Below are 5,919 nucleotides of genomic sequence, written 5' to 3'. Positions count from 1 at the left end.
GGACGGTATCCTGAGGTCATTAGACTTCTGGATATCGTCCTTTTAAACTGGTATGTCATATATTTAAGATGAAGACTTAGTGCTTTTTGCAGAGCTTAGGTGATCAATTTGATCCTCAAGTATTTTGCCGGCTCTCTCTAGAAACAGTGTAATCAGTTCCAGCTCAGCATCTGTATAGGAGGAAGCCAGCTTCACCATCTCGTTGTGAAGGGGAATATACGTATTGCTGACATCTTCTTTCTGTTCATAGAGCGGAACAATAATCACTTTGCGACGGTCATTGGGATCGTTTTGCCTGCGTACGTAACCGAATTTTTCAAGGCGGTCAATTAATGCTGTCACACTTCCAGTAGCAAGCCCAGTTAATTTGGACAACTCACCGGCTGTGATCGGACCTTTTTCACGTAAAATATCCACAGATAAAAAATCATTATTATATAAGCCGAGAGCAGCAGCTACATTTTGTTGGTACAAAACGGTTCGGCTTCCTAGTCCACGCATACGGGCGACGAATTGTTCCTGCTGATCGGTCGCTTGCACTTGTTGCTCGCTTGACAAAGGACAAACCTCCTTTTAAGATGTGGTTATCTCGGATTTCGAGATACTTTGTTATAAAGATATTAGATGAAATGAATTTAATCAAGTTCATTCTATCGAATTCATTCGTAATTTGCAAAAACTTTAGTCATGATGGCTAAACAATTTTAACCCCTATTTGAGATCGGAATGCTACAAGACATAGAATAATTAATTATTATGAGGAGGATTTTTATGAAAGATACCATTTTTATTAAAGGTGCACGTGAAAACAACCTGAAAAATGTTTCCCTTTCAATTCCAAAGTACAAGCTGATCGTTCTTACAGGTCCATCAGGATCTGGCAAATCAACTTTGGCTATGGATACACTTCAAAGAGAATGCCAAAGGCAGTATTTGGACTCCATGGGCATGACCTCGGATTCGATAGGGAAGCCGAAGGTTGAGTCTATCGAAGGATTGTCACCGTCCATCAGTGTTGGACAGCATGTTACCAATCGAAATCCACGCTCAACAGTCGGAACAGTAACCGATATCTATACGTTTGTAAGGTTTATCTTCTCGCGACTAGGGGAGCGAATTTGCCCTTCTTGCAGCGGTCATATAGCTCCTTCATTAGAGCCCATAGGTGCAATGGCCGATGAAGATGAGGAAATGGATCATCAAATGATAGGCTGTCCTCACTGCGGAGCAGCGCTTGAGCAGTTAGGAATGTCGCACTTTTCCTTCAATAAGCCAGAAGGAGCCTGCGGAGCTTGCAGCGGGCTTGGACATGTGGCAAGCATTAATGAAGCAGCCGTTTTCAATTCAGAGCTCAGTCTGCGCGATGGGGGAGTGGCTTCTCTGAACGGGGTTCATCGCGATATTCAAATTCGTATTTTGTTGGCGGCAGGAAAGCATTACGGCTTGGCATTTGATCCGGATCAGCCTTTAAAGGATTTCGGAGAGGTACAGCGCGATTTGTTATATTATGGTGTCGAGAGTGAAGCCTTCAAGCGCCATTATCCAAATGTGAAGCCTGTCCAAGGTACAAAATTCGAAGGAGTCATCCCTGGTTTATGGCGGCGATACAAAGAAAAAGAAGGGGAAACAGGCGCATCGGAAAAAGAGGGAAGTTTTTTTCATGAACAGCTTTGCCCGGAATGCCTAGGCGCACGCCTTAAGAAAGAGATTCGTCTTGTTCAAGTAGCCGGCTCAACCATTTCCGATGTATCGGAATGGTCGCTCAGTGATGTTTTTAAGTGGACAGAGGAATTACAAGAGACGCTCCCGCCTAAAGGTCATTATCTGCTGGAGCCCATTCTGAATGATATGCCTACTAGGCTAAAACGAATCATTGATGTTGGCCTAGGCTATCTTTCCCTGAATCGGCAAACTGTTTCGTTATCAGGCGGCGAAGCACAGCGGCTGCGGCTCGCTTCGCTGCTCGGGTCTGGCCTAACCGGTGTACTTTATATTTTGGATGAACCGACCACGGGTCTTCATCCCCGTGATACATCCGGTCTCATACGAGTACTTCAGCAGCTTCGTGATTTAGGCAATACAGTACTCGTAATCGAGCACGATGTTGAAATGATGCGTGCTGCAGACCATATCATCGATATAGGTCCTGGCGCTGGGTTGCACGGTGGAACCGTCGTAGGCGAAGGAAGTCTGGAGGATTTAATGTCGAGTAAGCTTTCAGTTACTGGCGCTTATTTGAGAGAAGAGAATGACTCGAATCCTTTACGCGTTCGCAGAACAGGCAACGGTCAGTTTATTACAATCGAGCAGGCTAAACTCCGCAATGTTGATATTCCAACTGCGTCATTCCCGCTTGGCTGTCTCGTTTCAGTTACAGGAGTATCTGGCTCCGGCAAATCCACGCTTGTTTTTGATATCCTTGCAGAAGGAAGTCAGAAGGAATTGGAGCGAATAGGGTGCAAGGAAATAACGGGCTTGGAGCATGTCGGAAATGTCGTTATATTTGACCAGACACCCATGGGACGAGTGCAGCGCTCCAACGTAGCAACGTATACGGATGTGTTTACGCAGCTGCGCCAGTTGTTCGCTGGTTTGCCTGAAGCTAAAAAAAGAAAACTGACAACCAAACATTTCTCATTTAACACCTCTGGTGGTCGTTGTGAGACCTGTCAGGGGCTAGGTGTGCTTTCCGTTGATATGAACTTCCTGCCTGATCTGGAGGTAAAGTGTCCTGACTGCAAAGGAAAACGATTTACGGATGAGGTTTTGCAGGTTCAGTATGAAGGCTGCTCTATATCGGATTTGCTGAATATGTCTGTGCAGGAGAGCCTAGCTATTCTCAAAAACGAAACTAAAATAACAGGTATTATCGAGATGCTTTGTGAAGTCGGACTAGGCTACTTGAAATGGGGGCAATCGGTCAAAACGTTATCTGGCGGCGAAGGACAGCGGATCAGACTGGCGAAAGAGCTGAGCAAGCCTTCCAAAAACCATACGCTTTATCTGCTGGATGAACCGACGACAGGCCTCCATCCATCTGACATTAAGCAGCTCCATACATTACTCAGCAAGCTGGTTGATACAGGCAATACGGTAATCGTTGTTGAGCATAGTCTGGAACTGATACGAGAATCCGATTGGGTTATCGATATCGGCCCAGAAGGGGGCGCAGCTGGCGGAAAATTAGTAGCAGAAGGCACGCCTGAGCGTGTAGCGGAAGTGGCAGAGTCGTATACGGGTATGTTCTTAAAGGAAATGTTGGCTAAAAGGCAGTAATTATAGCTTGCCAATCTATTGCTAAATCAATACGTAGTGCACGTACTGTTATGCTGACAGTACCTTTTTTTGTTAACTATTCCAAATGGAGAGGAAAATTCAATTACTATTATAAGGAATCACTAATTTATGGTAAATTACAGTAGTGCAACATTTAAATCAAAGGAGGAGATCACCGTTTCTAATGCTCTAAATAAACATAATGAATATCCAATGGTAAGCATTCCAGCCGGAGAAATAGAATTAAGAGATGACCGGACGAAGAGAATATGGAAGTCTGAAATTAAACCCTTTTATCTTTCTCCTTATCCCGTAACGATGGAATTGTATTTAGCTGTAACCAAAAAATCCCCTCTTTCTTTGAGTAGTAATCAAAGACCAGTGGTCAATATCTCTTGGAATGAAGCCGTCTATTTTTGTAATTTATTGTCCCAGAATGCTGGATTAACGGAGTGTTATTCATTCAGTAAGGATGGAGATCATATTGAATGTGATTGGGAATCTGATGGCTATCGCCTTCCGACAGAGGCAGAATGGCAATATGCGTGTAAAGCAGGAACAGCTGGCTATCAATACGGAGAGATTGATAAAATCGCTTGGTACAATGGAAATTCGGGAGACAGCATTCATGAAGTAGGTAAAAAAGAACCCAACGCATGGGGTTTATATGATATGTTAGGAAACGTCTGGGAATGGTGCTGGGATTTATATGATGAGCAGGTATATGGCTCATATCGCATTTTTCGAGGCGGCAGCTGGGCTGAAGAAGCGAGAGGCTGCGGAGCCACTTGTCGTCGTCGCAGTCATCCGTCATTTTGTATTGACGACCTTGGGTTTCGCCTTGCCAAATCATGTTAACGAGTTAGTAATAACCGCGGAGGATATAGACCTCGGCGGTTATTTTTAATTCCAATTAAGCTATTTGCTATTCATAAGCTCACGCAGCGCATCTGCAAATTTGGAGATTCCTAAACCAATTTCAGCTTCTTTTGCTCGAGCAAAAGTAAATCTTACGAAACCAGAATCCGATCCGTACACACTACCAGGAACAAAAACAATGCCTCGTTTAATGCACTCCTCCAGCAGCTTTCCATCGTGAACGTCCGGAACTAGCTTACACCATAGATGAAGCCCACCTTGTGGAGCAGTGAACGTAACCAATCCTGGAAGTTCCTTCTGCAATGCTTCAATCAGTAAATCTCGTTTATATTGGAGCTGCATGCGCAAACGGTCTAGATGAGGTTCAAAGTAATTGGACTTCAAAAATTGTGCCGCTACCTGCTGCGGTATAACGCTAAGTCCAAAATCCATTTGCTGCCTTGCGTCAGCAAGCCTCTCCACAATGGAGTTAGGGGCAACCATCCAACCAATTCGCATGCCAGATGCAGCTATTTTGGAAAAAGAACCGATATAGAGGACAGAGCCAATTGAATCCATTGATTTCAGCGGTGAAGGCGGTGAACCTTCATAGTCCGTTAAGCTAAATGGATCATCCTCGACAATAGGCAGCGCCAACTCGCTTGCAACGTCAAGCAGCTGTTTGCGGCGTTCAGCACCGAACACTGTACCTGTTGGGTTCTGATAGTTGGGGTTCATGAACACCATTTTGATCCGATGTTTTTTGTATAAAGCACGAATGTCCTCAGGACATACCCCTTGACTGTCAACAGGAAGTCGGAACAACCTAAGCCCCGCTGATTGAAACATAGGCAGAGAATAGCAGTAGGAAGGATCTTCAATCGCAACCGCGTCGCCAGGCGACAACAAACACTGGGTTATTAAATATAACGATTGCTGAGATCCCGATGTGATCAAAATCGATGATTCCGTAGTCTTAATACCCCGATGTTGATCAAGATAGGTTACCAATGCTTGTCTAAGCGGAATATACCCTTGAGGATTGTCATAACCCAAATAAGAAGTATATTTATTCTCGCTCATTAATGTTGTAATTTCATCATTTGGAGCCAAATCAGCCGACAGCTCACCGCTAGCAAAATCGATGAGAGTGGGGTTTTGATTGAGCGCTTCACGAATTCTTCGCATAAAGGGCAAGTTAGGTAGAAAGCTTCCGCCTTCAGCGTACCGGCTCCAATTTGGCGTGTGCTTGGGAGTGGCTCCCCATTTTGTTTTGGATACACGCGTTCCACTGCCTGTCTGACTTTCAATAATCCCCATCGATCGAAGCTCGGCAAACGCCAAAATGACAGTACTGCGGTTAACGCCCAGTTGTTCAGCCAATTTTCTCTCAGATGGAAGCAAGCTGCCAGGAGGGAATTCACCGTAGGAAATCCGTCTTTCTAGATGATCGGTAATTTGTTTATATATAGGAATTTTACTTTTCCTCTCAAGTTCCCACATCAAGTTCACATCCTTGCTTGTAAATAAAACATTATAGTCATGATTATCATACCACTGATTTTCAAACTGAAAGAGGCTGTTTTCAACCTAACTATGACAGTTAAATGAAAACCAATCGAATTGGATGGTAGTAATTCATCCGATTTGGATGGTTCGTTTTTTCGCTTTTTATTTTATGATAAACGTTAATTCACATTTCAATGAACTGCTCGTATTCGAAATCAAAAATATACTGCTAACATATAGGGGGAAATCATATGCAAGTACCTATCGGCGTATGGA

4 protein-coding genes are annotated in these 5,919 nt (G+C 44.0%); 2 read left to right on the top strand and 2 right to left on the bottom strand.

Going from position 1 to position 5,919, the window contains the following annotated elements; genetic code table 11:
* Positions 1-63: 63 nt before the first annotated feature.
* The gene (locus AB4Z17_RS31325) at positions 64-501 is read right to left on the bottom strand and encodes a MarR family transcriptional regulator (protein WP_441964188.1); all 438 of its coding nucleotides are present in this window, start codon (positions 499-501) and stop codon (positions 64-66) included.
* 270 nt (positions 502-771) lie between these two features.
* On the opposite strand from AB4Z17_RS31325, the gene uvrA reads away from it, so the two are divergent.
* Both uvrA and AB4Z17_RS31315 read left to right on the top strand, forming a co-directional pair.
* Positions 772-3,276, top strand: a complete 2,505-nt coding sequence (uvrA, locus tag AB4Z17_RS31320) for an excinuclease ABC subunit UvrA (RefSeq protein WP_441964184.1) — start codon at positions 772-774, stop codon at positions 3,274-3,276.
* 213 nt (positions 3,277-3,489) lie between these two features.
* Positions 3,490-4,134, top strand: a complete 645-nt coding sequence (locus AB4Z17_RS31315; RefSeq protein ID WP_441964186.1) for a formylglycine-generating enzyme family protein — start codon at positions 3,490-3,492, stop codon at positions 4,132-4,134.
* A 60-nt stretch (positions 4,135-4,194) separates the two neighbouring features.
* Here the strand turns inward: AB4Z17_RS31315 and pdxR are convergent, their stop codons facing one another.
* The gene (gene pdxR / locus AB4Z17_RS31310) at positions 4,195-5,637 is read right to left on the bottom strand and encodes a MocR-like pyridoxine biosynthesis transcription factor PdxR (RefSeq protein WP_441964182.1); all 1,443 of its coding nucleotides are present in this window, start codon (positions 5,635-5,637) and stop codon (positions 4,195-4,197) included.
* Positions 5,638-5,919 lie beyond the last annotated feature (282 nt).

The sequence above is a fragment of the Paenibacillus sp. TAF43_2 genome (assembly GCF_052113545.1).
GTDB lineage: Bacteria > Bacillota > Bacilli > Paenibacillales > Paenibacillaceae > Pristimantibacillus.
Note: the sequence above shows the minus strand (reverse complement) of the source record. Positions and strands in the feature narration are given on the sequence as shown.